This window comes from Kitasatospora brasiliensis, assembly GCF_032654805.1.
Lineage (GTDB): Bacteria > Actinomycetota > Actinomycetes > Streptomycetales > Streptomycetaceae > Kitasatospora > Kitasatospora brasiliensis.
In genome coordinates this window covers 982,163-1,007,243 of the sequence record NZ_JAUOOW010000001.1, presented here as the reverse complement: position 1 = coordinate 1,007,243, position 25,081 = coordinate 982,163, and the positions used below count along the sequence as shown (strand labels likewise).

At 74.1% G+C, this 25,081-nt stretch carries 24 protein-coding genes; 13 read left to right on the top strand and 11 right to left on the bottom strand.

The window, feature by feature from the left end:
- Nucleotides 1-5 precede the first annotated feature (5 nt).
- On the bottom strand, nucleotides 6-986 hold the full coding sequence (locus QWJ13_RS04600; RefSeq protein ID WP_316520648.1) for a class I SAM-dependent methyltransferase: 981 nt from the start codon (nucleotides 984-986) through the stop codon (nucleotides 6-8).
- 413 nt (nucleotides 987-1,399) lie between these two features.
- Between QWJ13_RS04600 and rpsA the strand changes: the two genes are divergently transcribed.
- Both rpsA and QWJ13_RS04590 read left to right on the top strand, forming a co-directional pair.
- Nucleotides 1,400-2,890 carry a 30S ribosomal protein S1 gene (gene rpsA, locus QWJ13_RS04595; protein ID WP_316520647.1) on the top strand — a complete coding sequence of 497 codons (1,491 nt, stop codon included), beginning with the start codon at nucleotides 1,400-1,402 and terminating at the stop codon, nucleotides 2,888-2,890.
- Between the two features lie 307 nt (nucleotides 2,891-3,197).
- Nucleotides 3,198-5,414 (top strand): MMPL family transporter, encoded by a 2,217-nt coding sequence (locus tag QWJ13_RS04590; protein WP_316520646.1) that lies wholly within the window; start codon nucleotides 3,198-3,200, stop codon nucleotides 5,412-5,414.
- 30 nt (nucleotides 5,415-5,444) lie between these two features.
- Here QWJ13_RS04590 and zapE read toward each other — a convergent pair whose 3' ends face one another.
- Together zapE and QWJ13_RS04580 are read right to left on the bottom strand one after the other, a co-directional pair.
- Nucleotides 5,445-6,548: a cell division protein ZapE gene (gene zapE, locus QWJ13_RS04585; protein WP_316520645.1), complete on the bottom strand. Its 1,104-nt coding sequence runs from the start codon at nucleotides 6,546-6,548 to the stop codon at nucleotides 5,445-5,447.
- Between the two features lie 55 nt (nucleotides 6,549-6,603).
- Complete coding sequence (locus QWJ13_RS04580; protein WP_316520644.1) at nucleotides 6,604-7,035, bottom strand: MarR family winged helix-turn-helix transcriptional regulator; 432 nt, start codon at nucleotides 7,033-7,035, stop codon at nucleotides 6,604-6,606.
- 62 nt (nucleotides 7,036-7,097) lie between these two features.
- On the opposite strand from QWJ13_RS04580, the gene QWJ13_RS04575 reads away from it, so the two are divergent.
- Nucleotides 7,098-7,742, top strand: coding sequence for an MBL fold metallo-hydrolase (locus QWJ13_RS04575; RefSeq protein ID WP_316520643.1), 645 nt, complete (start codon nucleotides 7,098-7,100; stop codon nucleotides 7,740-7,742).
- A 32-nt stretch (nucleotides 7,743-7,774) separates the two neighbouring features.
- Nucleotides 7,775-8,374 carry a dephospho-CoA kinase gene (gene coaE / locus QWJ13_RS04570; protein ID WP_316520642.1) on the top strand — a complete coding sequence of 200 codons (600 nt, stop codon included), beginning with the start codon at nucleotides 7,775-7,777 and terminating at the stop codon, nucleotides 8,372-8,374.
- Nucleotides 8,375-8,429: 55 nt separating this feature from the next.
- Here coaE and QWJ13_RS04565 read toward each other — a convergent pair whose 3' ends face one another.
- The gene (locus QWJ13_RS04565; protein WP_316520641.1) at nucleotides 8,430-9,653 is read right to left on the bottom strand and encodes a sensor histidine kinase; all 1,224 of its coding nucleotides are present in this window, start codon (nucleotides 9,651-9,653) and stop codon (nucleotides 8,430-8,432) included.
- A gap of 148 nt (nucleotides 9,654-9,801) precedes the next feature.
- Here QWJ13_RS04565 and QWJ13_RS04560 point away from each other — a divergent pair, with 148 nt between their 5' ends.
- A complete protein-coding gene (locus tag QWJ13_RS04560; protein ID WP_432277424.1) occupies nucleotides 9,802-10,380 on the top strand; it encodes a GNAT family N-acetyltransferase in 579 nt (192 codons plus the stop codon).
- 7 nt (nucleotides 10,381-10,387) lie between these two features.
- On the opposite strand, the gene QWJ13_RS04555 is transcribed toward QWJ13_RS04560, so the two are convergent.
- Nucleotides 10,388-11,119, bottom strand: a complete 732-nt coding sequence (locus QWJ13_RS04555) for a CTP synthase C-terminal region-related (seleno)protein (RefSeq protein WP_316520639.1) — start codon at nucleotides 11,117-11,119, stop codon at nucleotides 10,388-10,390.
- 70 nt (nucleotides 11,120-11,189) lie between these two features.
- Between QWJ13_RS04555 and QWJ13_RS04550 the strand changes: the two genes are divergently transcribed.
- The 3 genes from QWJ13_RS04550 (at nucleotide 11,190) to QWJ13_RS04540 (ending at nucleotide 13,439) form a co-directional block, all read left to right on the top strand.
- On the top strand, nucleotides 11,190-12,086 hold the full coding sequence (locus QWJ13_RS04550) for a LysR family transcriptional regulator (protein WP_316520638.1): 897 nt from the start codon (nucleotides 11,190-11,192) through the stop codon (nucleotides 12,084-12,086).
- 81 nt (nucleotides 12,087-12,167) lie between these two features.
- Nucleotides 12,168-12,728, top strand: a complete 561-nt coding sequence (locus tag QWJ13_RS04545; protein WP_316520637.1) for a GNAT family N-acetyltransferase — start codon at nucleotides 12,168-12,170, stop codon at nucleotides 12,726-12,728.
- Nucleotides 12,729-12,881: 153 nt separating this feature from the next.
- Nucleotides 12,882-13,439, top strand: a complete 558-nt coding sequence (locus QWJ13_RS04540; protein WP_316520636.1) for a hypothetical protein — start codon at nucleotides 12,882-12,884, stop codon at nucleotides 13,437-13,439.
- 64 nt (nucleotides 13,440-13,503) lie between these two features.
- Here QWJ13_RS04540 and QWJ13_RS04535 read toward each other — a convergent pair whose 3' ends face one another.
- The 3 genes from QWJ13_RS04535 to QWJ13_RS04525 all read right to left on the bottom strand — a co-directional run bounded on the left by QWJ13_RS04535 (nucleotide 13,504) and on the right by QWJ13_RS04525 (nucleotide 16,646).
- Complete coding sequence (locus tag QWJ13_RS04535) at nucleotides 13,504-14,268, bottom strand: hypothetical protein (RefSeq protein WP_316520635.1); 765 nt, start codon at nucleotides 14,266-14,268, stop codon at nucleotides 13,504-13,506.
- A gap of 359 nt (nucleotides 14,269-14,627) precedes the next feature.
- A complete protein-coding gene (locus QWJ13_RS04530; RefSeq protein ID WP_316520634.1) occupies nucleotides 14,628-15,887 on the bottom strand; it encodes an alpha/beta hydrolase in 1,260 nt (419 codons plus the stop codon).
- Nucleotides 15,888-15,923: 36 nt separating this feature from the next.
- The gene (locus QWJ13_RS04525) at nucleotides 15,924-16,646 is read right to left on the bottom strand and encodes a class I SAM-dependent methyltransferase (RefSeq protein WP_316520633.1); all 723 of its coding nucleotides are present in this window, start codon (nucleotides 16,644-16,646) and stop codon (nucleotides 15,924-15,926) included.
- A gap of 285 nt (nucleotides 16,647-16,931) precedes the next feature.
- Between QWJ13_RS04525 and QWJ13_RS04520 the strand changes: the two genes are divergently transcribed.
- The 3 genes from QWJ13_RS04520 to QWJ13_RS04510 are packed head-to-tail and all read left to right on the top strand — an operon-like array spanning nucleotide 16,932 to nucleotide 18,674.
- Nucleotides 16,932-17,378 (top strand): hypothetical protein, encoded by a 447-nt coding sequence (locus tag QWJ13_RS04520; RefSeq protein WP_316520632.1) that lies wholly within the window; start codon nucleotides 16,932-16,934, stop codon nucleotides 17,376-17,378.
- Between the two features lie 58 nt (nucleotides 17,379-17,436).
- On the top strand, nucleotides 17,437-18,099 hold the full coding sequence (locus tag QWJ13_RS04515; protein WP_316520630.1) for a formylglycine-generating enzyme family protein: 663 nt from the start codon (nucleotides 17,437-17,439) through the stop codon (nucleotides 18,097-18,099).
- On the top strand, nucleotides 18,096-18,674 hold the full coding sequence (locus QWJ13_RS04510) for a GNAT family N-acetyltransferase (protein ID WP_316520629.1): 579 nt from the start codon (nucleotides 18,096-18,098) through the stop codon (nucleotides 18,672-18,674). The genes QWJ13_RS04515 and QWJ13_RS04510 overlap by 4 nt, the downstream gene beginning before the upstream one ends.
- Here QWJ13_RS04510 and soxR read toward each other — a convergent pair.
- Entirely contained in the window at nucleotides 18,614-19,135 is a 522-nt protein-coding gene (gene soxR / locus QWJ13_RS04505; RefSeq protein ID WP_316520628.1) for a redox-sensitive transcriptional activator SoxR, read from the bottom strand. The two genes, QWJ13_RS04510 and soxR, sit on opposite strands and share 61 nt — an antisense overlap.
- Nucleotides 19,136-19,192: 57 nt before the next feature.
- On the opposite strand from soxR, the gene QWJ13_RS04500 reads away from it, so the two are divergent.
- Complete coding sequence (locus QWJ13_RS04500; protein WP_316520627.1) at nucleotides 19,193-19,906, top strand: thiamine pyrophosphate-dependent enzyme; 714 nt, start codon at nucleotides 19,193-19,195, stop codon at nucleotides 19,904-19,906.
- A gap of 35 nt (nucleotides 19,907-19,941) precedes the next feature.
- Nucleotides 19,942-20,838, top strand: a complete 897-nt coding sequence (locus QWJ13_RS04495) for a transketolase family protein (RefSeq protein ID WP_316520626.1) — start codon at nucleotides 19,942-19,944, stop codon at nucleotides 20,836-20,838.
- 3 nt (nucleotides 20,839-20,841) lie between these two features.
- On the opposite strand, the gene treZ is transcribed toward QWJ13_RS04495, so the two are convergent.
- Both treZ and treY read right to left on the bottom strand, forming a co-directional pair.
- A complete protein-coding gene (treZ, locus tag QWJ13_RS04490; RefSeq protein WP_316520624.1) occupies nucleotides 20,842-22,578 on the bottom strand; it encodes a malto-oligosyltrehalose trehalohydrolase in 1,737 nt (578 codons plus the stop codon).
- Complete coding sequence (gene treY / locus QWJ13_RS04485; RefSeq protein ID WP_316520623.1) at nucleotides 22,578-25,013, bottom strand: malto-oligosyltrehalose synthase; 2,436 nt, start codon at nucleotides 25,011-25,013, stop codon at nucleotides 22,578-22,580. Before treY ends, treZ begins: the two co-directional genes overlap by 1 nt.
- Nucleotides 25,014-25,081 lie beyond the last annotated feature (68 nt).

Below are 25,081 nucleotides of genomic sequence, written 5' to 3'. Positions count from 1 at the left end.
GAGGATCAGCCCCGCTCGGCGACGAAGATCGCGGTGCCGGGGATCAGCCGCCCGCGCAGCGGGGACCAGCCGCCCCACTCCTGCTCCAGCGCGGCCGGCCACTCGGGCTCGACCAGGTCGACCAGGCGGAAGCCCGCGCCGACGAGTTCGCGGACCCGGTCGCCGAGGGTGCGGTGGTGCTCGACGTAGGTGGCGTGGCCCTGCTCGTCCTGTTCGACGTACGGGGTGCGGTCGAAGTAGGAGGACATCGCGGTGAGGCCCTCGACGCCGGGCTCGTCGGGGAAGGCCCAGCGGATCGGGTGGGTGACCGAGAAGACCCAGCGCCCGCCGGGCCGCAGCACCCGGCGCACCTCGCGCATCAGGGCGGCGGTGTCGGCACTGAAGGGGACGGCGCCGTAGGCGGAGCAGGCGAGGTCGAAGGAGGCGTCGGCGAAGGGGAGCACGGCGGCGTCGGCCTGGACGACGGGGACGGGCGTGGCGCCACGGCCGAGGTCGATCCGGCGGGAGTGCTGGAGCTGGCGGTAGGAGATGTCCAGGGCGACCGGGCGCGCTCCGCGGGCGGCGAGCCAGCGGGAGCACTGGGCGGCGCCGGAGCCGATCTCCAGGATGTCCTTGCCGCCGACCTCGCCGAGCAGGTGGGCGTCGGCCTCGTCCAGGCCCTCGGGGCACCAGGTGAAGCGGTCGTCACCGAGGAACTCGCCGTGCTCGTCCTGGTACTCGTCGGCGTTGCGGTCCCACCAGTGCCGGCTGGCCCGGCTGCTCTCCCCGGTGTCGGCCTCGCGGCGCACCGCGTCGTCGCCGTCCTCCTCCTCGCCGTCCTCCTCCTCGACCCGCGCGGCCGATTCGACGTGCGGGGCCGCCGATTCGACGTGTGCGGACGAGGTCCGCGCGGCGGCTTCGACCTGCGCGGACTCCACCTGAGCGGCGGAGGTGTCAAGATCGTGCAGGTCCGACTGGGGGGTGGTGGCCACGGTGACAATGCCCATCGCGTAGGGTATGGAGTGCGGAAGCGCCGCTGCCGAGAACCGGCCCGTCAGGGTTCGGCTCCTGGCGGTGGCATCCGGGGATAGGGCCCCTGCGGGCGCCGCCGCGAGGCGCGCAATCGGAGGATATGGCCTGATCCGTACCGGGCTCCACCGTCTTGCCGTCCTTCGGCATTGACCGTGCCCGGCCGTCCCCGTATGCTACAAGTTGCGCTGCGGGCCTGCGCGCCTCGGACGGAGCAGGTCGCGCTCGCATCTGTCGAAGACCCCACGGTCGCAAGACGGACGCCGGTTCTCGTTGTACGGGAATTTCGGTGCGCCGTGTTCTTGGCTGTCCGGCTTTCGGTGGGAGCGATACGGGCCCTCCGCGTGGCATTACCTACGACTTTCATGTCCGTACCGGAGCCCTTTTCCTAATGACGAGCCCCACCGACTCCTCCCTCAGCACCACCCCGCAGGTCGCGGTCAACGACATCGGCGACGCGGAGGCCTTCCTCGCCGCGATCGACGAGACCATCAAGTACTTCAACGATGGCGACATCGTCGAGGGCGTCATCGTGAAGGTCGACCGTGACGAGGTTCTCCTCGACATCGGTTACAAGACCGAGGGCGTCATCCCGTCCCGCGAGCTCTCGATCAAGCACGACGTTGACCCGCACGAGGTCGTCGCCGTCGGTGACAACATCGAGGCCCTGGTTCTCCAGAAGGAGGACAAGGAGGGTCGTCTCATCCTGTCCAAGAAGCGCGCTCAGTACGAGCGTGCCTGGGGCACGATCGAGAAGATCAAGGAAGAGGACGGCATCGTCACCGGTACCGTCATCGAGGTCGTCAAGGGTGGTCTCATCCTCGACATCGGCCTCCGCGGCTTCCTCCCCGCCTCGCTGGTCGAGATGCGTCGTGTCCGCGACCTCCAGCCCTACGTGGGCAAGGAGCTTGAGGCCAAGATCATCGAGCTGGACAAGAACCGCAACAACGTGGTCCTGTCCCGCCGTGCCTGGCTGGAGCAGACCCAGAGCGAGGTCCGCCAGACCTTCCTCACCACCCTCCAGAAGGGCCAGGTGCGCTCCGGCGTCGTCTCCTCGATCGTCAACTTCGGTGCCTTCGTGGACCTGGGTGGCGTCGACGGCCTGGTTCACGTCTCCGAGCTGTCCTGGAAGCACATCGACCACCCGTCCGAGGTTGTCGAGGTCGGCCAGGAGGTCACCGTCGAGGTTCTCGACGTTGACATGGACCGCGAGCGCGTCTCCCTGTCGCTGAAGGCGACCCAGGAGGACCCGTGGCAGCAGTTCGCCCGTACCCACCAGATCGGCCAGGTCGTTCCGGGTAAGGTCACCAAGCTGGTTCCGTTCGGTGCGTTCGTCCGCGTGGACGAGGGCATCGAGGGTCTGGTCCACATCTCCGAGCTGGCCGAGCGCCACGTCGAGATCCCGGAGCAGGTCGTCCAGGTCGGCGACGAGATCTTCGTCAAGGTCATCGACATCGACCTTGAGCGTCGCCGCATCAGCCTGTCGCTCAAGCAGGCCAACGAGGCCCTGGGTGCCAACCCGGCCGAGGTCGAGTTCGACCCGACCCTGTACGGCATGGCCGCCTCGTACGACGACCAGGGCAACTACATCTACCCGGAGGGCTTCGACCCCGAGGCGAACGACTGGCTGCCCGGCTTCGAGAAGCAGCGCGAGGAGTGGGAGCGCCAGTACGCCGAGGCGCAGACCCGCTTCGAGCAGCACCAGGCCCAGGTCATCAAGAGCCGCGAGGCCGACGCCCAGGCTGCCGAGGAGGGTGGCGACGCCGTCGCCGCTGCCGCCGGTGGCTCGTACTCGTCCAGCAGCGACGAGGGCTCGGGCGCCCTGGCCTCCGACGAGGCCCTGGCCGCCCTGCGCGAGAAGCTGGCCGGCGGCCAGAGCTGAGGCTCTCGCTTCCCGCTAGCCGATAGCTAGACGGTGGGCCCCACCCGGATTTCCGGGTGGGGCCCACTTTGTTGTCGGGGCCCGGGTTTCCGGATTCCGGTGGCCGTTCTCCGGATTCCGGTGGCCGTTCTCCGGGTTCCGGCGGCCGCAATTCGGTTGTCCGCATTTAGTTGTCCGCGCTGATTTATGTCGCGCCGACTTATGTGTTCATTATGTGAAGGAAAGTGTGAGATGGGGCTCATTGCCCATCTATAGGTGGGAGTTCGGCTTCCGCCTAGATTGAGAGGAGCTGCCCGAAAGGCTTCTCATGCGCAACCGCTCTTCCGCCGCCTCCACTGTCGTGGGCGGCCGGCTCGCGGCCCTCGGCCGGTTCTGCTTCCGCCACCGCCGCTGGGTGCTCGGCCTGTGGGCCGTCGTCCTCGTGGTCGGTGTCCTGATCGGGGGGCGGGTCTTCGAGGGCTCGGTGGCCGGAGCCTCCTCCGCCACCGCCGAGGCCGACCGGGGCAGTGCGGTGGTCACCGCCGCCGACCCGGCCAAGGGCACCGTCACCGCCGTGGTGGACGGCCGCCCGGTGGACGATCCGGCGGTGAAGGCCGCCGTCGAGCGGGCCACCGCCGAGATCACCGCGCTGCCCGGGGTCTCCGCCGCGCAGGACGCGTACGGCCCCGGACCGGAGCAGGCCGCGCTGCGCTCCGCCGACGGCACGGCGAGCCTGGTCACCGTACGGATGGCCGACAGCGCGAGCAACGCCCAGACCGACGCCGTGACGGCGCGGCTGGCGGCGCTGGACGGGGTGGGGGGCGCCCATGTCACGGTCGGCGGGGACCGGGTGCTCCAGGACGAGGTCAAGCAGCAGACCGAGAAGGACACCCGGTTCGGCGAGCTGGTGACGCTGCCGCTCACACTGATCGTCATGGTGCTGGTCTTCGGCGGGCTGGCGGCGGCCTCGCTGCCGGTGATCGGGGCGGTCGCCTCGGTGGGCGGCGCGCTGCTGGCCATGTTCGGTTTCAGCCGGATCATGGACATCGACACCAGCGTGCTGCCGATCGCCACCGTGCTGGGGCTCGGGCTCTCGATCGACTACGCGCTGCTCATGGTGAATCGTTTCCGCGAGGAACGCGGCCTCGGCGCGGGCGTCGCCGCCGCCGTCGAACGGACCGCGGCGACCGCCGGGCGCACCGTGGCCTTCTCCGGGCTGACCGTGGCCGTCGCGCTCTGCGGACTGTTCGTCTTCACCAGTCCGGTGCTGGGCGCGGTGGCGGCGGCCGGGGTGAGCGTGGTGGTGATCGCCGTCGCCGCCGCGCTGACCCTGATCCCCGCCCTGCTGGGCTTCGCCGGCGCGCGGATCAAGGCGCCGACAGCGCCCGTCGCGGACGAGGGGTTCTTCAGCCGGACCGTGCGCCGGGTGCGCAAGCGGGCGGTCGCCGTCACGCTCGCCTCGGTGGCGCTGCTGATGGCGGCCGGGGCGCCGTTCCTGCACGCCGACATGCGCAGCTCCGGCGCCGCCGTACTGCCCGCCTCCTCGGCCGGGCGGCAGGTCGCCGAGACGATCGACCAGCGCTTCCCGCAGGCCTCGGCCGCGCCGATCACGGTGGTGGTCGAGGGCGGCGCGCAGGTGGCGCAGGCGTACGCGGACGACGTGGTCGCCAAGCTGCCCGGGGTGAGCGGGGTGCGGGCGGTGACCCCGGTGGGCGAGGCCGTCTCCACCATCGACGTGCTGGTGCCCGGGGATCCGCAGGGCAAGGCGGCCAAGCGGGTGGTGGAGGAGCTGCGGGCCGACCGCGGCGGGCTGACCACCTACGTCACCGGCGGCGCGGCCTCGGTGGTGGACTTCCAGGACGAACTGCTCTCGCGCGGGCCGTGGGCGCTGGGCCTGGTCGCGGTCGGCACCCTGGTGCTGCTGTTCCTGATGACCGGCTCGGTGGTGATGCCGGTCAAGGCGTTGCTGATGAACCTGCTCTCGCTGGGCGCCTCGCTCGGCGCGCTCACCCTGGTGTTCCAGGACGGGTGGTTCAGCGGGCTGCTCGGGTTCAGCCCGACCGGCGGGCTGGAGACCTTCATCCCGGTGCTGGTCTTCGCCTTCGCCTTCGGGCTGTCGATGGACTACGAGGTGTTCCTGCTCGCCCGGATCAGGGAGCTGACCCTGCGCGGGCACGACTGCGTCCGGGCGGTGGAGCTGGGCGTGCAGCGCAGCGGGCGGATCATCACCTCGGCGGCGATGCTGATGGTGATCGTCTTCGCCGGGTTCGCGCTCGGGGACATGCTGATGGTCAAGCAGATGGGCATCGCGCTGGCCGTCGCCGTCGCGGTGGACGCCACCCTGGTGCGGTGCCTGCTGGTGCCCGCGGCGATGAGCCTGTTCGGCGAGTTCAACTGGTGGGCGCCGGCTCCGCTGCGGCGGCTGCACCGGCGGTTCGGGCTGAGCGAGCACGTGGAGCTGCCGGAGATCGGGGCGGCGGCGCGGCCGGTGGCGGTCCCGCCGAAGCGGCCGGTCGAGGTCGAGTCGCTGGTCGGGACGGCGTAGCGGGCTTCTTCCCGGGCGGGCGGGCCGGCCTCAGGGCGCCGTGGCCGGCTCCTGTCGGAGCAGGGCGAGGCGACTGGTGGTGCGGTCCAGGTCACGCTGGAGCGGGGAGCCTGGGTCCAGGCCGGTCATCGGGTCGGCGCCGATCAGGATCAGCCGGATGTCGCGGTCGCAGCAGACGTCCACCAGGTTGGCGAACCGCTGGCGGCCGTCCGAACCGGCCTCGGCGAGCGGCGGCACGCCGTCCAGGACGAGGGTGGGGAAGCGCTCGGCGAGCGCCAGGTAGTCGGGGACGGCGGTGCGGCCCTCGCAGAGCGCGTCGAAGCCGAACCAGACCAGCCCCTCGGCCTCGCGGACGGCCCGGGCGGGCAGCTCGCGGTGGTGGGCGGTCACGGGGGCGGCCTCCTCGGGCCCGGGCGGGGTCAGTCCGGCGGCCGCCTCCTGGCCGGGGCGCAGGACGGCGCCGGTGGCGAAGCGCAGGTCGCTCGGCGCGGGCCGGTCCTGGGCCGGGGCCAGTCGACGGAAGTCGACCGGGCCGGCGACGTCGAGGACGTCCATCCGTTCCTCGATGAGCCGGATCGTCGGCTCGAAGAGGTGGTGGTGGATCGGGTCGGGCATCAGGCCGGCGGGCGGGTAGTTGGACGTGGTGACCAGGGTGATCCGGCGCTCCAGCAGGGTGCGCAGCAGGCGGGCGACGAGCATCGCGTCGCCGGCGTCGTGGGCGTGGAACTCGTCGAAGACCAGGATCCGGCAGTCGCCGAGCAGGTCGTCCACGGCGCGGTCGACGGCGGCGCCGTCGCGCGCGGACTGCCGCGGGCCGGCGTCGTGCCGGGCGACCCCCTGGTGCAGGCGGCGGAAGAAGTCGTGGAAGTGCAGGCGCCGCTTGTCCGGAGTGGGCAGGCCGTCGAGGAAGGTGTCCACGAGCCAGCTCTTGCCGCGGCCGACCGGGCCCCACAGGTAGAGGTGGCGCGGTGGGCGGCGCAACCGCCAGGCCGGGCGGGCCAGTTCGCCGGCGAGTCGGCTGAGCCGCTCGGCTGCCGCCTGCTGGGCCGGAGCGAGGGTGAATCCCCGCTGGTCGGCGGCGCGGTGGAAGTGTTCGCGCATGGCCTGGTACTGGTGCTCTGCCCGGTCCGTCACGTGGTCGGACCCTAGCAGGGGTCAGAAGCCGGGCCTCGGGTGGGTGTTGGCGCGGTCAGCGCAGGCGGCGCAGCAGAGGGACGGCGGCTTGCAGGGCGTGCTGCTCCTCGGGGGTGAGGCGGGACTCGATCGCGGTGGCGATGCGGTGCTCGCGGCGGGCGCGCTGGTCGAGCAGGGCGGCGCGGCCGGCCTCGGTGGCGGTGATCAGCTGCTTGCGGCCGTCGGTGGGGTGGGGCTGCTGGGTGACCAGTCCGGCCTCGGTCATCAGGGTGACGGTGCGGGCCATCGACTGGTGGCGGACGCGCTGGAGCTCGGCGAGTTCGGCGACCGTGCAGGAGCGTTCGTCGCGGATCAGCAGGCCGAGGACGCCCGCCTGGTTCTGCGGCAGTTCGTCGCCGGTGCGCAGGGAGCGGACCAGGGCGCCGAGGGCGGCGCGCAGGTCGGCGGCGAGTTCCAGGGTGTCCGGGTGGGGGGCTCGGCTGGTCATGGGATGAGTCTACCGACAATATGCACAGCATTGCTGTACAGCCTTGCTGTAGGGTTTCGGGCATGCGAATCACCAAGTTCGGACACGCCTGCGTACGCATCGAGCACGGTGACACCACCGTCGTCGTCGATCCGGGAGCGTTCACCGACCCGGCCGCCGCACTGGCCGGGGCGGACGCCGTCCTGATCACCCACGAGCACATGGACCACTTCGAGGAGTCCCGGCTGCGCGCCGCGCTGGAGGCGGATCCGGCGCTGCGGGTGTGGACCAACCGGGCCGTCGCCGCGCGGCTGGACGGAGTGGCGCGGCGGGTCGCGGTCGTCGGCGAGGGCGACGCCTTCGAGATCGGCGGGCTGGGGGTGTCGGTGCACGGCGAGTGGCACGCGGAGATCCATCGGGACATCCCCCGGGTGACGAACATCGGCTTCCTCTTCGACGGCCGGCTGTTCCACCCCGGCGACGCGTTCACCGTGCCGCCGCACCCGGTGGAGACCCTGCTGCTGCCGCTGGCGGCGCCCTGGAGCAAGGCCTCCGAGGTGATCGACTACGTCCGGGAGGCCGGGCCGCGCCGGGCGGTGCCGGTGCACGAGGCAGTGCTCAGCCCGATCGGGTTCGCCGTGCAGACCCGGCTGGTCGGGCCGCAGGGGCCCGGTACGGGGGCGGAGCTGGCGGTGCTGAAGGAGGGCGAGAGCCTGGAGCTGGGCTGACCTGGGCCGGGCCACGCAGGTAGCCTGACGCCATGCTGAAGATCGGACTGACGGGTGGCATCGGCGCGGGCAAGAGCGAGGTGTCCCGGCTGTTCGCCGCGCACGGCGCGGTGATCGTGGACTCGGACGTGATCGCCCGCGAGGTGGTCGCCCCCGGGACGGACGGCCTGGCGGCCGTGGTGGCCGAGTTCGGCCCGCAGGTGCTGCGGGAGGACGGCGCGCTGGACCGTCCGGCGCTCGGGGCGATCGTGTTCGCCGACCCGGAGCGGCTGAAGGCGCTGAACGCGATCGTCCACCCGCTGGTGCGGGCCCGCTCCGCCGCGCTGGAGGCGGCGGCCGCGCCGGACGCGGTCGTGGTGCACGACGTGCCGCTGCTGGCGGAGAACGGCCTGGCGCCGCTGTTCGACCTGATCGTGGTGGTGGACGCGGCCGACGAGGTGCGGGTGGACCGGCTGGTGCGGCTGCGCGGGATGGCCGAGGAGGAGGCACGGGCCCGGATGGCCGCGCAGGCCTCCCGGGAGGACCGGCTGGCGATCGCGAACCTGGTGATCGACAACGGCGGCGGGCTGACGGAGCTGGCGGCCCGGGTGGACGAGGTGTGGGCGGAGCTGGCGCGGCGGGCGTCGGCCTGAGCTTCCGTCCGAGTGCCGCCCCGATGCCGCTCGGGTGCCGCTCGGGTGCTGCCGCTCAGGCGGTGCCGAGCGGCAGCCGGGCACGGACGGCGAAGCCGCCCTCCGGGGTCGGCCCGGCGTCCAGGGTGCCGCCGAGGTCGCCGGCCCGGGTGCGCATGCCGCGCAGGCCGTGGCCGCCGGAGGGCAGGTCCGGGTCCGGGTTCCCGTTGCCGGTGGGGGAGTTGACCACCGCGAGACGCAGCCCGTCCGGTGCGACCTCGACGGTGACGGCCACCTCGGCCGCCGGGGCGTGCTTGTGGGCGTTGGTCAGCGCCTCCTGGACGATCCGGTAGGCCGCGTACTGCACGGCGGGGCCGGGATCGGCCAGCCCCTCGGCCGGGCCGTTGACGGTCAGCCCGACCGCCAGCCCGGCCTGCCGGGACTCCTCCACCAGGGCGGGCAGCGCGCGCAGCGAGGGCGCCTGGTCGGCGGTGGTGGTCAACACGCCCAGCAGGACGCGCAGTTCGGTCAGCGCCTGGAGGCCGAGGGTGCGGATCAGGCCGAGCGTCTGCCGGACGGCGGCCGGGTCCCCGGCCAGGGCGACCTGCCCGGCGCCCGCGTGCAGGGTGATCAGTGAGACCCGGTTGGACACCACGTCGTGCATCTCCCGGGCGAGCCGGGCGCGTTCGGCGGCCACCGCGCGCTCCTCGGCGTGCCGGCGGGCCTCTTCCAGCAGCCGGTTGCGCTCGCCGAGCAGCCGGTTGCGCTCGGCCAACACGCTGACGGTGCGGGCGCGTTGGTGGGTGGCCAGGCCGAGGGCGAGCGGCACGAGGCCGAAGACCAGCGGGTCCTCGATCAGATTGGCGAGTCCGGACAGGGTGACGACGTCCTCGGCGTCGAACGGGACGAGCAGCCGGAGTTCGGCCAGGGCCGCCAGGACGTACACCGGCGCGGTGCCGCCGCGCCGCGCGGCCAGGCCGTAGAGCGCGACGGCGAGCGGGAGTTGACCGCTCACCAGGGTGACCGCCGCGACGGCGGCCGGGTGGCGGCGGCGCAGGACGAGGGCGAGCGCGCCGACCGCCATCAGGCTCGCGTTGGTCGTCGGCGAGTCAGTCGGGCCGACCTCCGGGTCGTGGGCGGCGAGCGGGACGAGGACCAGCAGCACCAGGGCGGCCGGGGCGAGGTCCCGGACGGGGCCGGGCAGACGCAGTGGCGGGCCGGGCAGCGGCGCGGCGAGTTCCTCGGCCGAGGGGACGGCGGTCGGCTGGGCGGCGGCCGACTGGTCGGTGGGCTGCTGCATGAGGGGCATGCTGCCACACCGCCGGGGACGCCGGTCGGATCGTCCGATCGAGTGGCCGGGAAGGGACTGGTGAAAGGCCGTGACGGGGGGAGAGCATGGCGGAATGGATGATCGTTTCCCTCCTGAGCCTGAGCCTGAGCCCGAGCCCATGCCCGCGCCCGCGACCCTGTCCGCATCCGCGCCCGTGTCCGAGCGGCACCTCGCCGGGGCGGCGCCGGTGGTCGAGCGGCTCGCCCGGTACGGCCGCGCCGAGCAGGACGAGATCCTCGGCCCCGGCGACGACCCGTACGGCGTCGCGTACACCGGGCTGGCCTTCCTCCCCAAGGAGATCCACTTCGGCGTCCGGGCCGCCGACGGCAGGCTCGTCGCCCACACCGGGCTGCTGCCGCTGCCGCTCACCGTGGGCGGCACCGACCTGGCGGTGATGGGCGTCGGCGGGGTCTGCGTGGCGCCCGACCAGCGGCACGGCGGCCTCGCGCGGGCCGTGGTCGGGACCGCCCTCGACCACGCGCGCACGCTCGGCCACCGGTACGCGCTGCTGTTCTGCCGCCCGCCGCTGAGCGCGTTCTACCGGGGGCTCGGCTTCCGGGAGGTGGCCCAGGGGGTCACCGTGGAGCAGCCGGAGGGGCGGCTGGCGCAGATGCCGCTGCGCACCATGTGGGCGCCGCTGGTGGCGGGGGCCGGCTGGCCGGAGGGGCCGGTGCGGCTGCGGTCGCTGCCGATGTGAGGCGCGCTCAGGCGCCGGCCGTGGCCGTGGCGGCGTCCGCGTGGGCCACGGCGGCCATGGCCAGGGCGCGGACCATCGGGTGCGCCCGGGTGCCGTCGCCGGACAGTTCGGGCTGGAACAGCGAGGCCAGGAAGAACGGGTGGCCGGGCAGCTCCAGGATGCGCGCCTCGCCGGAGTCGTCCGCGCCGCTGAACCGCAGGCCGTGCGCGGACAGCCGCTCCAGGTAGGAGCCGTCGACGCCGTACGCGCAGTGGTAGCGCTCCTGGGTGCGGGTGGTGCCCAGGACCTGCTCGGCGAGGCTCCCGGGGCTGACCGTGACGGCCCCCTCGTGGCCGACCAGCGAGCAGGCCAGCGGGGCGATCACCTGGTGCTCCCCGTCCGGGTGCTCCTCGCCGTGGACGGCCCCGGCCAGGCCGCAGACGTCGCGGGCGTACTCCAGCACCGCATGCTGGAACCCGGCGCAGGTGCCGAGGAAGGGGATGCCGCGCTCCCGGGCGGTCCGGACGGCGGCCAGCGCGCCCGCCTCGCTGCGGTAGGGGCTGCCGGGCAGCAGCCAGATGGCGTCGAAGCCGTCCAGGGCGCCGGGTGCGGCGGCGTCCCCGGTCGGGATCCAGTAGGCGTCCAGGACGAGGTGGTCGTGGTCGGCGAGGGCGTCCAGCAGGCCGGGGACGCGGGCGTGCGAGCGGACGGCGGGGGAGCGGTCGCCGACCAGGGCGAGGCGCGGGGTCAGGTAGGTCATGCGGCTATCCTGGCCCCCGACCCGAGATCAGCGCCAACGATGATTCCTTACGTTTCGATCAGATCGGTTGATGACCGCCGTGGACCCGCAGCAGCTGCGCACCTTCGTCACCGTCTCCCGCCTCGCCTCCTTCTCGGACGCGGCGCGCGAGCTCGGCTACACCCAGTCCGCGGTCTCGCAGCAGATCGCCGCCCTGGAGGCGGACCTCGGCACCGCCCTGCTGGTCCGCCGCCCGGTCGGCCCGACCGAGGCCGGACGGCGGCTGCTGGAGCACGCCGCGCCGCTGCTGGTCCGATTGGAGGCGGCGCGCGCCGACGTCGCGCGCCTGGCCGCCACCCCGAGCGCCCGGCTGGTGCTCGGAACCACCCCGCTGGCGGTCGGAGCGAAGCTCGGGCGCGCACTCGGCGAAGTGCGCCGGGCCTACCCGAAGGCGGACCTCGTGGTCCGGGTGCTCGCCCAGGGCGTGCTGCCCGCGCAGGTCGCCACCGGCGAGGTCGACCTCGCCCTGGTCGACGGCCTGGCCGCGCCAAGCGACCCGCTGCCGCTGCCCGACGTCGGCCCGCTGCGCACCGTCGCGGTGGCCGAGCAGCCGGTCGCCGTAGCCCTGCCGCTCGGCCACCCGCTGGCCGGGCGCGGCGGCCTCGCGCTCGCCGACCTCTGCGCCGCCCGCTGGCTGGACGCCCCCGACCTCACCCCGACGGCGGTTCGGCTGCGCGCGGCCGCGGGCGTCGACGGCTTCCGGCCCGCCACCCGCTACCAGGGCACCGACCTGCGCGGACTGCTCGCGCTGGTGGCCGCCGGGCACGGGCTCACCCTGCTGCCCGAGCCGGTGCTCGCGGCGGCGCCCGGGGTCGGCCGCGCGCCGATCGCGACGCCCCGGCTGGTGCACCGCACCGAACTCGTCCACGGCAGCCTGCCGGAGGGGCCGGCGGCGCTGCTGGCCCGGCTGCTGGCCCAGGGACTGTAGGCCCTGGGGCCCGGATCGGGGCCCCTCGGCGGCGTCGAAATCGGTTGCGCGGGCGGCGGGATCCGGTGAAATGATCATGCGATGAGCACCGGAATCACCATCAGACGAGTCCGCACCGAGGACTGGCAGCGGCTCAGGGACATCCGCCTGGACGCCCTGCTGGACCCGGTCGCGCCCGTGGCCTTCCTGGAGACCCACGAGCAGGCCGCGGCCCAGCCCGACGAGTTCTGGCAGGACCGTACGACCAAGGCCGCGACGGCCCCGGACGTGGCGCAGTTCGTCGCGGAGGCCGAGGACGGGCGCTGGCTGGGCTCCATGACCGGCCTGGTCGAGCGGCCCGGCGCGGGAGGGGCCCTGGGCGGCGACGTCGTCGAGGTCGACCAGGTGCACGTGGTCGGGGTCTACGTCCGGCCGGAGGCGCGCGGCACCGGGCTGGCGCAGGAGCTGATCCGGACCGTCCAGGACTGGGCGTGGTCGCTCACCGAGCCCCGGATGCAGCGGGTGCGGCTGTTCGTCCACGAGGACAACCCCCGGGCGCAGGCGCTGTACCGGAAGGCCGGCTTCGAGCCGACCGGGGTGACGGTTCCGATGCCCGGGGACGACACCCGGCGGGAGATCGAGCTGGAGGTCCCCCGGGGCTGAGGCCGGCGGCGGAGGCGCGGGCCGGGCCCCGGCGGTTGTGGAGACGCGGGCACCAGGCGTTCACGTCCCGGGCCTGACGGCGGACGGTCGAGCGGTGATGTCATGAACACAGTCGCCCGGCAAGGGGCCGGGCCGGTTCAGGAGTGCTTCCCCATGATGCTCCGTCACCGTCTCACCGTCGTCGCCTCGGCGGCCGCCATCGCCGCCGCCGGGCTCGCCGCCGGCACCGCGCGGGCCGCCACCCCGGCGACGGCCTCCACCGCCGGGCACGGCGCGCTCGCGGCGAGCTGTTCGCAGGCGTACCTGCCGCTGCCCGACCCGTCCTGCACCCCCGGCGCGTACAACCCGGACGTCACCCAGGCGACCATCGGGCAGACCATCTGCGTCTCCGGCTGGACCGCCACCGTCCGCCCGCCGACCAGCTACACCAACGCGCTGAAGGTGCAGCAGATCGCGGCGTACGGCTACGCGGACACCAGCACGGCGGACTACGAGGAGGACCACCTCGTCCCGCTGGAGCTCGGCGGCGCCCCGCGCGACCCGGCCAACCTGTGGCCCGAGCCGCGCTACGGCAGCCAGCCGGCGCAGAGCAAGGACTCCGTCGAGACCAAGCTCAAGAACGCGGTGTGCGGCGGCCGGGTCGGCCTCGACGACGCCCGCAGCGCGATCGCGACCGACTGGACCACCGCGCTCGGCGTCCTGGGACTGTGAGAACGCCGCCCGGCCCGTTCACCCCCACGGGAGTGAACGGGCCGGGCGGCGGCGGGCGTACGGGCTACGCGTGGCCGTCGCAGCCCGGGAAGGCCTCGCACATCGGCGAGCCCATGCCGGTGCCGACGTACTTGTCCTCGGGGGCCTTCCAGGCGTCCTTGGGCTGGGCGCCGGCCTTGGTGGTGGCCCACACCGACAGCTCGCTGACGACGCCGCCGTCGCTGACCACGTACTCGTGCAGGGTGACGGTGCTGCCGTCGGCCTGCGGGATGGTCAGGAGCGCGGCGAAGTAGGGCGCCTCCGGGGCGCTGTCGACCTTCACGGTGGCGCCGGGCGCGGTCTTGGCGCAGGCCTTGACCGTCTCCAACAGGCGGGCCTGGGCCAGGTTGGTGCTCTGCTTGGCGCCGCTGCTGTGGGTCGGGTCGCCGTGGAACAGCAGCGTCTGCTGGGCCGCCCAGCGCTCCCCGCCGAAGCCGACCTCGGACTTGGCGGCGGTGCCGGTGAACAGCGGCTCGTCGTCCTTGGCGACCGGGGCGTGGCACAGCTCCATGCCCTTGAACTGGACCGTGCCGGAGAGCTGCTTGGCGTTGGCCGCCAGCGGCGTGTAGTGGTAGCTCTCGTCCATCGGGATGCTCTTGGTGTCCATCCAGGCCTTGTCCGGGATGCCCTTGTCGGGCCCGCTGGGCTTGGTGGGGTTGGTGGTGGGCGTGGTGGCCTCTGCGGCGGGCCGGGCGGCGTCCTGTCCGGAGTTGTCCGGCCCGCAGGCGCTGAGCGCGCCCAGGCAGACGAGGGCGGCGGCGGTGGCGGTGGCGAGTCTGGTGGTGCGCAACTGACGTTTCCTCGGATGTCCGGTGGCATTGGTCGGGGTCGGGCGGGTGCCGGCCGTGGACCGCTGGTGTGCGGCGCCGTCCCTCCGTCCTCGCCGCCGGGTGGACCCGTGGTCGCGGGCACTCGGCATGGCAGCGGTTCCTCCCCCGTGCGTACGGCCGCAGGATTCCTCGCCCCGCCGCTCGCCCCCGGATTGAGGGACGGTCAGGGTCGGTGGTATGCCGACGGCGCTCGAAAACCTATGCCACCGGGCCGCCGGGAGCAAAGCCGGGTCCCGGCCGGAGGACCGGATTCCCCTTGGTGCCGGTGTGGTTGATGTGACATCCGTGCTGGTGAGGGCGGTCGCGCGGTGCGGCTGGTCTAGACGCGGGTGCCCGGGACGCCGAGCTGTCGGGCGAGCCAGGGCAGCGCCCGGGTGAAGGACGCGGCGCCGGTCTGCCAGTTGTGCCTGCCGGAGCCGACCACGTTCACGGTGCGGATGCCGTCCTTCTCGGCCGCCGCCTCCAGGGCCTTGGCGGACTCGATCTGGCCGTGCTCCTCGTCGCCCTGGGCGAAGTAGCCGGAGACGCCCTGGTACTTGGGGTGGTGGGCGAGCACGGTCAGCGGGTCGTGGGCGGCCCAGGCCGCCGCGTCGCCGCCGTACAGCTCCTGGACGGTGTGGTCCTTGTCGCCGATGTACGGGCCCTTGTCGCCGGAGAAGTCGCCGAAGTGGGTGAAGACGTTCGGGTGCTCGACGGTGAGGTCGAACGCGCAGGTGCCGCCCATCGACCAGCCGGCCACGCCCCACTTGTGCGGGTCGGTGGCGGCGTTGAAGGTCTTCTGGACGAACGGCGGGACGTCCTTGAGCAGGTGGCTCTCGGCGCGGCCGTGCGGGCCGTCCACGCACTCGGTGTCCACCCGGAAGCCGCCGGTGGCGTCCGTGAACACCAGGATCGGCGCGAAGCCGTTGTGCTGGGCGGCGAAGGCGTCGGCGGTCTTCACGGCGTTGCCCGAGCGGATCCAGTTGTCGGGCGCCGCGAACTCGCCGCCGATCATCTCCAGCACCGGCAGCTTGGGGCGGCTCTGACTGCGGAACCAGGCGGGCGGCAGGTAGACCAGCTCCTGGCGGTGGGGGAAACCGCCGGTGGTGTCCGGTATGTCGACCTGGACGATCCGGCCGGTGCTGGTCCGGCCGTGGATCGAGCGCAGCTCGTCCAGGGTGACCTGCTCCGGCAGCGGCTGCCCGCCGAGCTCGCCGATCGCGTCGTCCAGCGTCGGGTAGTAGCCGGTGGCGATGTTCACGCTGTTCGCGGCGGAGAACAGCGCCAGCAGCACCGTCGGCGCCACCAGCGCCCGCCGCCACCACCGGTCGCCGCGCCAGCCGAAGCCGAGCACGCACAGCGCCGCGATCGCCACCCCGCTCCACAGCCACACCCCGTACGGGACCGGGTCGGTGATCCCGCTCAGCGTGAGCACGGCGAGGGCGGCGGCGCCGGTGAGCGCCAGCGCCGTCCCGAGCGCGATCGGCCCCCGCTTGCGCAGCCAGGTCCGGTCCCGTCGGCTCGCGGTGGCCAGGAGCAGCGCGAGGGCCGCGGCCTGGACCGTCCACGGGAACCAGCCGTCGAGCAGGGAGACGTTCATACGGCCGGAGGCTAGGGGCGGCAGATGAGAGGCCGGTTAGAAGCTGACAGCCCGCTGGAAGAGCGCTGTGAGGAGGAAGGGCAGGCCGAACAGCTCGGACTCCGGGCCCTGGGCGGCCATCGGGCGAATCTCCAGCGGGGTGAACTCGCGGAACAGTGAACGGAGTTCGTCCGGCGAGTAGGCGAGCCCGCCCTCCAGGGTGCCGAGCCGGTAGAGCTCCTCGTCGGGGCGCTCGGATCCCATCTGCCCGGCCGCGAAGGCGGTGACGGCGAAGTGCCCGCCGGGGGCGAGGACCCGGTCGAGGAGGGCGAGGTAGCCGACCCGGCGGTGCGGCGGGAGGTGGTGCAGGCAGCCGGAGTCGTAGACCAGGTCGTACCGGGTGTGCGGGAGTTCGGCCTCGAAGATGCTCGCCCGGTGGAAGCGCAGGCCGGCGCCCGCCACCCCGGCCTCGCGGGCGCGCTCCTCGGCCCAGGCGAGGGCGGTGGGGGAGAGGTCGACGGCGTCGACCTCGAAGCCGAGCGAGGCCAGGTGGATCGCGTTGCGCCCGGCGCCGCAGCCGAGGTCGAGCGCCCGGCCGGGGGCCGGGGGCAGCAGGCCCCGTTCCAGGCAGGACACCAGGTTCTCGTCCGGCTTGGGCGCGAAGAACGGGCGCTCGGCGGACCGGTCCGCGTAGAACCGGTCCCAGAACGGCCCGGCGGGCGGGAAGAGGCCGTCGAGGAGGGCGAGGACGTCGTCGACGGTGCGGATCGTACGGTTCATGCCACCGAGCCTAGGCGGCTCGCCGGGCGGGCGCGCGGGGCGCAAAAGCGGCTGCGCGGCGGGTGGTTGGGGCCCTGGCGGCCTGGTCCGTCCCGGTTGTCCGGGGCCCGGGTCGGCGCTCGGTGGCGACTGCGCCACGGCCCGGGAAGGGCCCCTTCCGCGGGGCGGGGGAGGTGCCCGGGAGGGGGCCGGCGTAACGCTTCGGCCAAGACTCGCCGGGGGGTGGGGCATGCTAGATTCGAACGCGTTCAAATATGCTGCGTGCGAGGGGGAAGCATGGTTGCGGTGCCGTGGAGTGCCCGATGGCTGTCCGGACTGGGGGCGGTCGCCTTCCTGCTGCCGGTGTGGTGCATCGGACTGGGGTACGGCCCGGGCGGGGTGGAGCTGTACATCTTCGGGCTGTTCTGCGCCGCGGCATGCGCGGTGCCGCCGTTCTTCTCCGAGGCGCGGCAGCTCCGGATCGCCTGCACGGTCGGTGGCGTGATCGTCGTGGTGGTGTCGGCGCCGTTCGCGTTCGTCGGCCTGATCTTCGCGATGTGGATCTACCACGGTGTCGGGTACCTGGCCTTCCTCGCCCTGCCCGTCACCGCGGTCGCCGGACTGACCGCCGGCTTCCAGCGCGCCAAGGGCCCGCGGGCCGGCCGTGGCGCGGCCGGATTCGCCTGGGTGTGCGCGGCGGTCACGATCGGCGGCTGGCTGGGCTTCACCGGCTGGGTCTCGGCATGGACCTGACGGCGCGCGGCGCGGTCGGCCGCGGCGCACACGCCCGGGTGCGGCCTAGGATCGGTGGATGATCACCGTACCGTCCGGCCGGGTCACCCTCTCCGACCGTCGCACCCAGCGGAGTTGGGCCGTCGACGTGGACTCCTACCGGCTGGCGGCCTGTCCGGTGACCCGCGAGCAGTACCAGGGCGTGACGGGCGACCGGCGCCCCGCGCACAGCGTCTCCTGGCTCGACGCCGTCCGCTACTGCAACGAACTCTCCCGGCGCGAGAACCTCACACCCGCCTACGCGCCGGACGGCGAGACGGCCTCCTGGAACCGTGCCGCCGACGGCTACCGGCTGCCCACCGAGGCCGAATGGGAGCACGCCTGCCGCGCCGGAACCGACGGCCCCCGCTACGGCCCGCTGGACGAGATCGCCTGGCACCGCGGCAACTCCGACGAGCGCCCGCACGAGGTCGGCGAGCTGCGCCCCAACGCGTACGGGCTGTACGACCTGCTCGGCAACGTCTGGGAGTGGTGCTGGGACCTCTACGACCCCGAGGTGTACGGCGGTTACCGCGTCCTGCGCGGCGGCGGCTGGTTCGACGAGCACTGGAGCTGCCGCGCCTCCGTCCGCCGCCGCAGCCACCCGACCCTGCGGATCGACGACGTGGGATTCCGGCTCGCCCGCTCGATCGGGAAGGGCAGCGGAACCGCCGCGTCCGCCCGGCCGTTGGCGCCTGCATGAGCGATGACAGAGTTTCCCTCCGCCCGGTCGCCGCGGCCGATCTGCCCGCCCTGGACGCGATGCTGAACGACCCGGAGGCGCCGGGCGAGTTCCAGTGGTTCGGCTGGCGTGACCCGCAGCGGTTCAGCCGGCAGTGGGCGGAGAACGGGCTGCTCGGCGAGGGGCAGTGGGTGCTCGCGGTGGCCGTCCGTGACGAGTACTGCGGCTTCGTCGCCGCCACCCGCATGGGCCCGCGCCCCGTCGCCCCGTACTGGAGCCTCGGCGCGCAGCTGGTGCGGGCGGCGCGCGGCCGGGGGATCGGGACGCAGGCCCAACGGCTGCTGGTGGACTACATGTTCGCGCACACCCCGACCATGCGGCTGGAGGCGGACACCGAGGCCGGCAACCTGGCCGAGCAGCGCGTCCTGGAGAAGCTCGGCTTCACCCGGGAGGGCGTGCAGCGCGCGGGGACCTTCCGCGGCGGCGAGTGGCGCGACGTCGTCCGCTACGGCCTGCTGCGCACCGACCCGCGGCCTCAAGGGCCTTCGGTGGGGACGGGTTCCGGGCCCGTGGCCGGGTCGCGGGTGAGCAGGTAGCGGGCGCCCGGGCCGGTCTCGCCGGCCCGGTCGGCGGCGTTGTAGAGGGCGCAGCGGGACAGCGAGAGGCAGCCGCAGCCGATGCAGCCGGAGAGTTTGGCCTTCAGCCGCTCCAGTTCGGCGATCTGCTCGTCGATCCGGCCCTGCCAGGACTCGGCGACCTTGTCCCACTCGGTGCCGCTGGGGGCGGGGCGCTCGGGGAGCCGGTCCAGCGCGACCTTCGCCTCGTCCAGCGAGAGGCCGACCCGCTGGGCGGCCCGGATGAAGGCGATCCGGCGCAGCGTGCCGCGGGCGTACCGGCGTTGGCCGCCGGCGGTGCGGGTGGCGTGGATCAGGCCGAGGCTCTCGTAGTAGCGCAGTGCCGAGGCGGCGAGGCCGCTGCGGGCGGCGAGCTGGCCGATGGTCAGCAGGTCGCCGGGGCGCGGGCAGGAGGTTCGGAGGCCGTCGGACGGGGCGGTCATGGAGGCCCACTGTAGCCGCTTGACCTCAAGTCGGCTTCAAGTCGCACCATCGTGGTCATGACGACGAACGCGACGGCCGGGGCCGGACACGACACCCGGTTCGATGACCTGCCGGCCCTGATGGGCCTGATGACCGGCGACGAGAAGCACGGCCCCGCCGCCACCTCCACCCTGGACGCCCTCTGGGTGCTGTACGACCGGGTCCTGCGCGTCACCCCGGCCACCGCCGAGGCCCAGGACCGGGACCGCTTCCTGCTCTCCAAGGGCCACGGCCCGATGGCCTACTACGCGGTGCTGGCGGCCAAGGGCTTCCTCGACCCCGCCGTGCTGCCGAGCTTCGGCGGCTACGACTCGCCGCTCGGCCACCACCCGGACCGCACCCTGCTGCCCGGCGTGGAGATCGCCTCCGGCTCGCTCGGCCACGGCCTGCCGCTGGCCGTCGGCACGGCGCTCGGGCTGCGGGCGCAGGGGCTGAGCGACCCGGCGGTGTGGGTGCTGGTCGGCGACGCGGAGTTCGACGAGGGCTCCAACGCCGAGGCGGTGGCCTTCGCCGGGGCGTACGGGCTGGACCGGCTGCACACGGTGGTGATCGACAACTCCTCGGCCACCCACGGCTGGCAGGGCGGCATCGCCGAGCGCTTCGCGGCCGAGGGCTGGTCGAGCGCGACGGTGAACGGCCGCGACCACGAGGCGCTGTACCGCGCCTTCACCGCCGAACACCCGGGCCGCCCGCACGTGGTGGTCGCCCGGGTCGAGCCCAAGAACTCCTGATCACCGACAACCGCACACCGAAGGGCAGTTCACCGATGGACACCATGCGCGACCGTTTCGTCGACGTCACCACCCGCCTGCTGGACGAGGACCCCCGGCTGGCCCTGGTACTGGCCGACATCACCGCGGCGGCCTTCGCCCCGGCCCAGGAGCGCCACCCCGACCGGGTGGTCAACGTCGGCATCCGCGAGCAGCTGCTGATCGGCGCGGCCGGCGGACTGGCGCTCACCGGGATGCGCCCGATCGCCCACACCTTCGCCAGCTTCCTCATCGAACGACCCTTCGAGCAAGTCAAGTTGGACCTGGTCCACCAGGGCGTCGGCGCCGTCCTGGTGAGCGCGGCCGGCTCGTACGACTGGCCGGCCGGCGGCCGCACCCACATGTCGCCGGGCGACGTCGCCCTGCTGGACACCCTGCCGGACTGGACCGTCCACGTGCCCGGCCACCCGGACGAGGCCGAGCGACTGCTGCGCCACGCCTACGCGGACGGCGACCGCACTGTGTACGTCCGGCTCTCGGCGCACCAGAACGCGGCGCCGGTGGCCGTCGAGCCGGGCCGCTTCGCCACCGTCCGGGCCGGCTCGCGCGGCGTGGTGCTGGCCGTCGGCCCGATGCTGGACGCGGTGCTGGCGGCCACCGAGGGCCTGGACGTCACCGTGCTGTACGCGGCGACGGTGCGCCCCTTCGACGCCGCCGGGCTGCGCGCGGCGCTCGGCGAGCGGGGGCAGGACGTGGTGCTGGTGGAGCCGTACCTGGCGGGCACCTCCGCCAACGAGGCGCACGAGGCGCTGGCGAGCCGGGCGCACCGGGTGCTGGCGCTGGGCGTGCCGCGCGAGGAGCACCGGCACTACGGCTCGATCCCGGAGCACCTGGCCGCCTACGGCCTGGACGCCCCGGCGCTGCGGGAGCGGATCGGCACTTTCTTCCAGTAGCGCTCAGAGGGCGACGACCGCCACCGTGTCCGCCGCCACCCGCACCGCGTGTCCGTCCGGCTCGACGCCCCCGCCGAAGGCCGCCACCACCTCGCGCCCGGTGGCCCCCAGCGGCAGCGCGGCCTCCTCCGGCCCGAGGTTGACCGCGATCCGGTACGGCCCCCGGTGCACCACCAGCCAGTGCGCCGCCTCGTCGAACTCCACCCGCACCGCCCCGAGGTCCGGGTCGGACAGCTCCGGCCGCTCGCGCCGCAGCCTGATCAACGTCCGGTACCAGTCGAGCAGTCCGGCGTGCGGGGCGCGCCTGGGCTCGGTCCAGTCGAGCACCGAGCGCAGCACGGTGGCCGGCTCCTGCGGGTCGGGGACGACCTCGGCGGCCCAGCCGTGCTCGGCGAACTCCCGCCGCCGGCCCTGCCGGACGGCCTCGGCGAGCGCCGGGTCGGTGTGGTCGGTGAAGTACTGCCAGGGGGTCGCGGCGCCCCACTCCTCGCCCATGAACAGCATCGGGGTGAACGGTGAGGTGAGCACCAGCGCGGCGCCGCAAGCGAGTCGGCCGGGGGCGAGGCCGGTGGAGACGCGGTCGCCGAGCGCCCGGTTGCCGACCTGGTCGTGGGTCTGGAGGTAGCCGAGCAGCCGGTGCCCGTGGCCGGTCGGGGTGAACGGGCGCCCGTGGTGGCGGCCGCGGAAGGAGGACCAGGTGCCGTCGTGGAAGAAGCCCCGAGTGAGGGCCTTGGCGAGGGCGGCGATCGGCTCGCGGGCGAAGTCCCCGTAGTAGCCCTGGGATTCGCCGGTGAGCGCGCAGTGCAGGGCGTGGTGGAAGTCGTCGCTCCACTGCGCGGTCAGGCCTCTTCCGCCCGCCTCGCGGGGGGCGGTGGTGGCGGGGGTGTTGAGGTCGGACTCGGCGATCAGGAACAGTGGCCGGTTGGTGGTGACCGCCAACTTCTCGACCTCGTGGGAGAGTTCCTCCAGGAAGTGGACGGCGCGGTCGTCGGCGAGGGCGTGCACGGCGTCCAGTCGCAGCCCGTCGATCCGGTAGTCACGCAGCCAGGCCAGCGCGCTGCCGATCAGGTAGGCGCGCACCTCGTCCGAGCCGGGCGCGTCCAGGTTGACCGCCGAGCCCCACGGGGTGTGGTGCCGGTCGGTGAAGTAGGGGCCGTACGCGGGAAGGTGGTTGCCGGACGGGCCGAGGTGGTTGTGCACCACGTCCAGGACCACCCCGAGACCCTTGCGGTGGGCCGCGTCCACGAAGCGCTTGAGGCCCTCGGGCCCGCCGTAGGGCTCGTGGACGGCCCAGAGGGAGACGCCGTCGTAGCCCCAGCCGTGCTTGCCGGGGAACGGGCAGACCGGCATCAGCTCGACGAAGTCCACCCCCAACTCGACCAGGTGGTCCAGGCGTTCGGCGGCCGCGTCGAAGGTGCCGCGGGCGGTGAAGGTGCCCACGTGCAGCTCGTACAGCACCGAGCCGGGCAGCGCCCGCGCGCACCGGCCGGCGGTCGACCAGTGGAACGCGGCGTGGTCCACCGGGCGGCTCGGGCCGTCCGGGCCGTGCGGCTGCCGGGGTGAACGCGGGTCGGGCAGCGGCGGGCCGTCGTCCAGCCGGAAGGCGTAGTCACCGGCCGGGGCCTCGCCGGACCACCAGCCCGCCCGGTCCGTGCAGCGAGCCAATTCGTAGGCGAATCCGTTGACTTCGACCCGCACCCGGGAGGCTGCGTGGGGCGCCCACACCTCGTAGGCCGGCATCAGCCCCTCCTCGTCAGCAGCGCCACCGGCGAGGACTCCAGCAGTCGCGCCACCGGCACCGGCCCCGCCGGGAAGCTCCGCAGGGTCAGCTCGTCCGTCCACGGCCCGCCGGCCGGCAGCTCCAGCGCGGTGTCGCGCCAGCCGCCCGAGCGCTCCAGCCCGTACGGCAGCCGGGTGACGGCGGTGACCACGTCCTCGCCCCGGGCGAAGGCCAGCAGGTGCTCCCCGGCGGGGCCGGTGGCGGCCAGCGGCCGGTACCGGCCGAGCGGGTGGGACCGGCGCAGGTGCAGCGCGGCGGTGGTGAGGTGCAGCTTCTCCCGGGCGAGGTCGCCGGGGCGCGGCGTGGCCGCGTCGGTGAGCCGCACGGCGAGCGCGCCGAAGTCCACCGGGCCCCGGTTGTCCGGGTCGACCAGGGTGTACAGCGGCTCCTCGCTGCCCTGGTAGAGGTCCGGCACGCCCGGCACGGTCAGGTGCAGCAGCGCGGCGGCCAGGGTGTTGGCGCGGGCGTACGGGGCGAGGGCGTGCACGGCGCCCTCGATCCGGGGGAGCAGCCCGGGGTTGCCGTAGACGGAGCGGGCCCGCTGTTCCAGGGCCTGCTCGTAGCGGGGGTCGGGGGTCGTCCAGGAGGTGTGCAGCTTGGCCTCGCGGGCGGCCTTGAGCAGGGCGGCGACCAGCCGGTCCGGGTCGATCGGCCAGGCGGCGACCAGGGTGTGCCAGAGCAGCCAGTCGGCGTCCGGGTCGAAGCCGGGCCCGGCGGCGGTGGACCAGGCGGCGGCCTCGGCGGCCCAGCTGTCCGGCCGCTCGGCGAGCGCGGTGAGCCGGGCCCGGGCGTCGGCGCTGCGCTTGGTGTCGTGGGTGGAGAGCGCCGTCATGCTGTGCGGCCAGGTGCCCTCCAGGTGGCGGCACCAGTCGTGGAACTCGGCCGGGTGCAGTCCGGGCCTGGCCGGCTCGCCGCCGACCTCGTTGAGGCCGGGCAGCGCGTTCCAGCGGTAGAAGGCGGTGTCCTCGACGCCCTTGGCGGCCACCGCGGCGGCGGTCTGGGCGAAGCGCACGCAGAACTCGTCCTTGTCCGTGCCGCGGCCCAGCTCGCCGAGGGCGAGCGCGGCGACCAGGCGGTCGGTCGGGTCGGCGGAGCCGTCCAGGGCCGCCCGCAGCTGCTCCGTCGCGACGGCCGGGACCACCTCGCCCGGCCGGGCGTACGGGCGGTACGCCGGGTAGTCGGTGAGCAGCCGGCCGAGCGCGGTGCGCAGCTGCGCCGGCGAGTGGTCGGCGTGCGCGGGCTCGGCGGCGCCGATCCGCAGCGCGATCCGCACCAGCCGCTCGACCTCGGCGGCGAGTTCGCCGTCCGGACCGGTCATGTCGGCCCGTCCGCGCCGGGCGGCGGCGATCGCGGGGTGCGGGTCCTCGCAGAGGTCCCGGACGGGGCCGCCGTGCCGGAAGGACTCGTACGCCCCGGCCAGCCGGCAGGCGCCCGCGTGGTCGGTGAGCACGCCGTCGATCCGGCGCAGCGCGTCGTAGCCGGTGGTGCCGGCCACCGGCCAGTCCTCGGGCAGCCGCTCCTCGCCGGTGAGGATCTTCTCGACCACGACGTACGCGCCGCCGGTGGCCTCGGCCAGGCGCCGCAGATAGCCGCGCGGGTCGGCGAGCCCGTCCGGGTGGTCGATCCGGAAGCCGTCCAGGACGCCGTCGGCGTGCAGCCCGAGCAGCACGGCGTGGGTGGCGGCGAACACCTCCGGGTCCTCGGCCCGCAGCGCGATCAGCTCGTTGACGGTGAAGAAGCGCCGGTAGTTGAGCTCGGTGCGGGCCAGGCGCCACCAGGCGAGCCGGTACCACTGGCGGGCGAGCAGCTCGTCGAGCGGAAGCCCGGAGGTGCCGGGGCGCAGCGGCAGCTCGTGCCGGTGGTAGCGCAGGGTGTCGCCGTCCACGGTGAGCTGGTCCAGCACGGCGCCGAGCCGGTCGCCGAGCAGCGGCAGCAGCACCCGGCCGCGCCCGGGGGCGTCGACGGGGCCGGGCTGGGCGGCCCAGTCGATGTCGAACCAGCGCGCGTACGGCGAGTCGGGCCCGTCGCGCAGCACCTGCCACAGCGGACGGTTGAGCCGCTCGGGGGCGGGCACGGCCATGTGGTTGGGCACCACGTCGGCGATCAGCCGCAGCCCGTGGCGGTGCGCGGCGGCGGCCAGCTCGCGCAGCGCCGGCTCGCCGCCGAGCTGCTCGCTGATCCGGGTGTGGTCGACGGTGTCGTAGCCGTGGGTGGAGCCGGGGACGGCCTCCAGCAGCGGCGAGAGGTGCAGGTGGGAGACGCCGAGGGCGGCCAGGTAGGGGACGGCGGCGGTGGCGTCGCGCAGGGTGAAGCCGGGCTGGAGCTGGAGGCGGTACGAGGCGGTGGGGACGGTGGCGGCCGGGCGGGGCTGCGCGGGCTCGGCGGCGGGGGTCATAGCTCCATAGGTACCCGGGGGAGCGCGCCGCCAAGACCCGCTGCTGACCCGAACAGGTGACCGGGGCC

What these genes read in the sequence shown, in the direction of transcription:
- QWJ13_RS04555 (WP_316520639.1), bottom strand. Translation starts at nt 11,119, where the DNA reads ATGACCTACCTGACCCCGCGCCTCGCCCTGGTCGGCGACCGCTCCCCC.
- QWJ13_RS04600 (WP_316520648.1), bottom strand. Translation starts at nt 986, where the DNA reads ATGGGCATTGTCACCGTGGCCACCACCCCCCAGTCGGACCTGCACGAT.
- soxR (WP_316520628.1), bottom strand. Translation starts at nt 19,135, where the DNA reads ATGACCGCCCCGTCCGACGGCCTCCGAACCTCCTGCCCGCGCCCCGGC.
- QWJ13_RS04590 (WP_316520646.1), top strand. Translation starts at nt 3,198, where the DNA reads ATGCGCAACCGCTCTTCCGCCGCCTCCACTGTCGTGGGCGGCCGGCTC.
- QWJ13_RS04525 (WP_316520633.1), bottom strand. Translation starts at nt 16,646, where the DNA reads ATGAACCGTACGATCCGCACCGTCGACGACGTCCTCGCCCTCCTCGAC.
- QWJ13_RS04580 (WP_316520644.1), bottom strand. Translation starts at nt 7,035, where the DNA reads ATGACCAGCCGAGCCCCCCACCCGGACACCCTGGAACTCGCCGCCGAC.
- coaE (WP_316520642.1), top strand. Translation starts at nt 7,775, where the DNA reads ATGCTGAAGATCGGACTGACGGGTGGCATCGGCGCGGGCAAGAGCGAG.
- QWJ13_RS04540 (WP_316520636.1), top strand. Translation starts at nt 12,882, where the DNA reads ATGATGCTCCGTCACCGTCTCACCGTCGTCGCCTCGGCGGCCGCCATC.
- QWJ13_RS04565 (WP_316520641.1), bottom strand. Translation starts at nt 9,653, where the DNA reads ATGCAGCAGCCCACCGACCAGTCGGCCGCCGCCCAGCCGACCGCCGTC.
- QWJ13_RS04545 (WP_316520637.1), top strand. Translation starts at nt 12,168, where the DNA reads ATGAGCACCGGAATCACCATCAGACGAGTCCGCACCGAGGACTGGCAG.
- treY (WP_316520623.1), bottom strand. Translation starts at nt 25,013, where the DNA reads ATGACCCCCGCCGCCGAGCCCGCGCAGCCCCGCCCGGCCGCCACCGTC.
- QWJ13_RS04510 (WP_316520629.1), top strand. Translation starts at nt 18,096, where the DNA reads ATGAGCGATGACAGAGTTTCCCTCCGCCCGGTCGCCGCGGCCGATCTG.
- treZ (WP_316520624.1), bottom strand. Translation starts at nt 22,578, where the DNA reads ATGCCGGCCTACGAGGTGTGGGCGCCCCACGCAGCCTCCCGGGTGCGG.
- QWJ13_RS04515 (WP_316520630.1), top strand. Translation starts at nt 17,437, where the DNA reads ATGATCACCGTACCGTCCGGCCGGGTCACCCTCTCCGACCGTCGCACC.
- rpsA (WP_316520647.1), top strand. Translation starts at nt 1,400, where the DNA reads ATGACGAGCCCCACCGACTCCTCCCTCAGCACCACCCCGCAGGTCGCG.
- QWJ13_RS04530 (WP_316520634.1), bottom strand. Translation starts at nt 15,887, where the DNA reads ATGAACGTCTCCCTGCTCGACGGCTGGTTCCCGTGGACGGTCCAGGCC.
- QWJ13_RS04550 (WP_316520638.1), top strand. Translation starts at nt 11,190, where the DNA reads ATGACCGCCGTGGACCCGCAGCAGCTGCGCACCTTCGTCACCGTCTCC.
- QWJ13_RS04575 (WP_316520643.1), top strand. Translation starts at nt 7,098, where the DNA reads ATGCGAATCACCAAGTTCGGACACGCCTGCGTACGCATCGAGCACGGT.
- QWJ13_RS04495 (WP_316520626.1), top strand. Translation starts at nt 19,942, where the DNA reads ATGGACACCATGCGCGACCGTTTCGTCGACGTCACCACCCGCCTGCTG.
- QWJ13_RS04500 (WP_316520627.1), top strand. Translation starts at nt 19,193, where the DNA reads ATGACGACGAACGCGACGGCCGGGGCCGGACACGACACCCGGTTCGAT.
- QWJ13_RS04560 (WP_432277424.1), top strand. Translation starts at nt 9,802, where the DNA reads ATGCCCGCGCCCGCGACCCTGTCCGCATCCGCGCCCGTGTCCGAGCGG.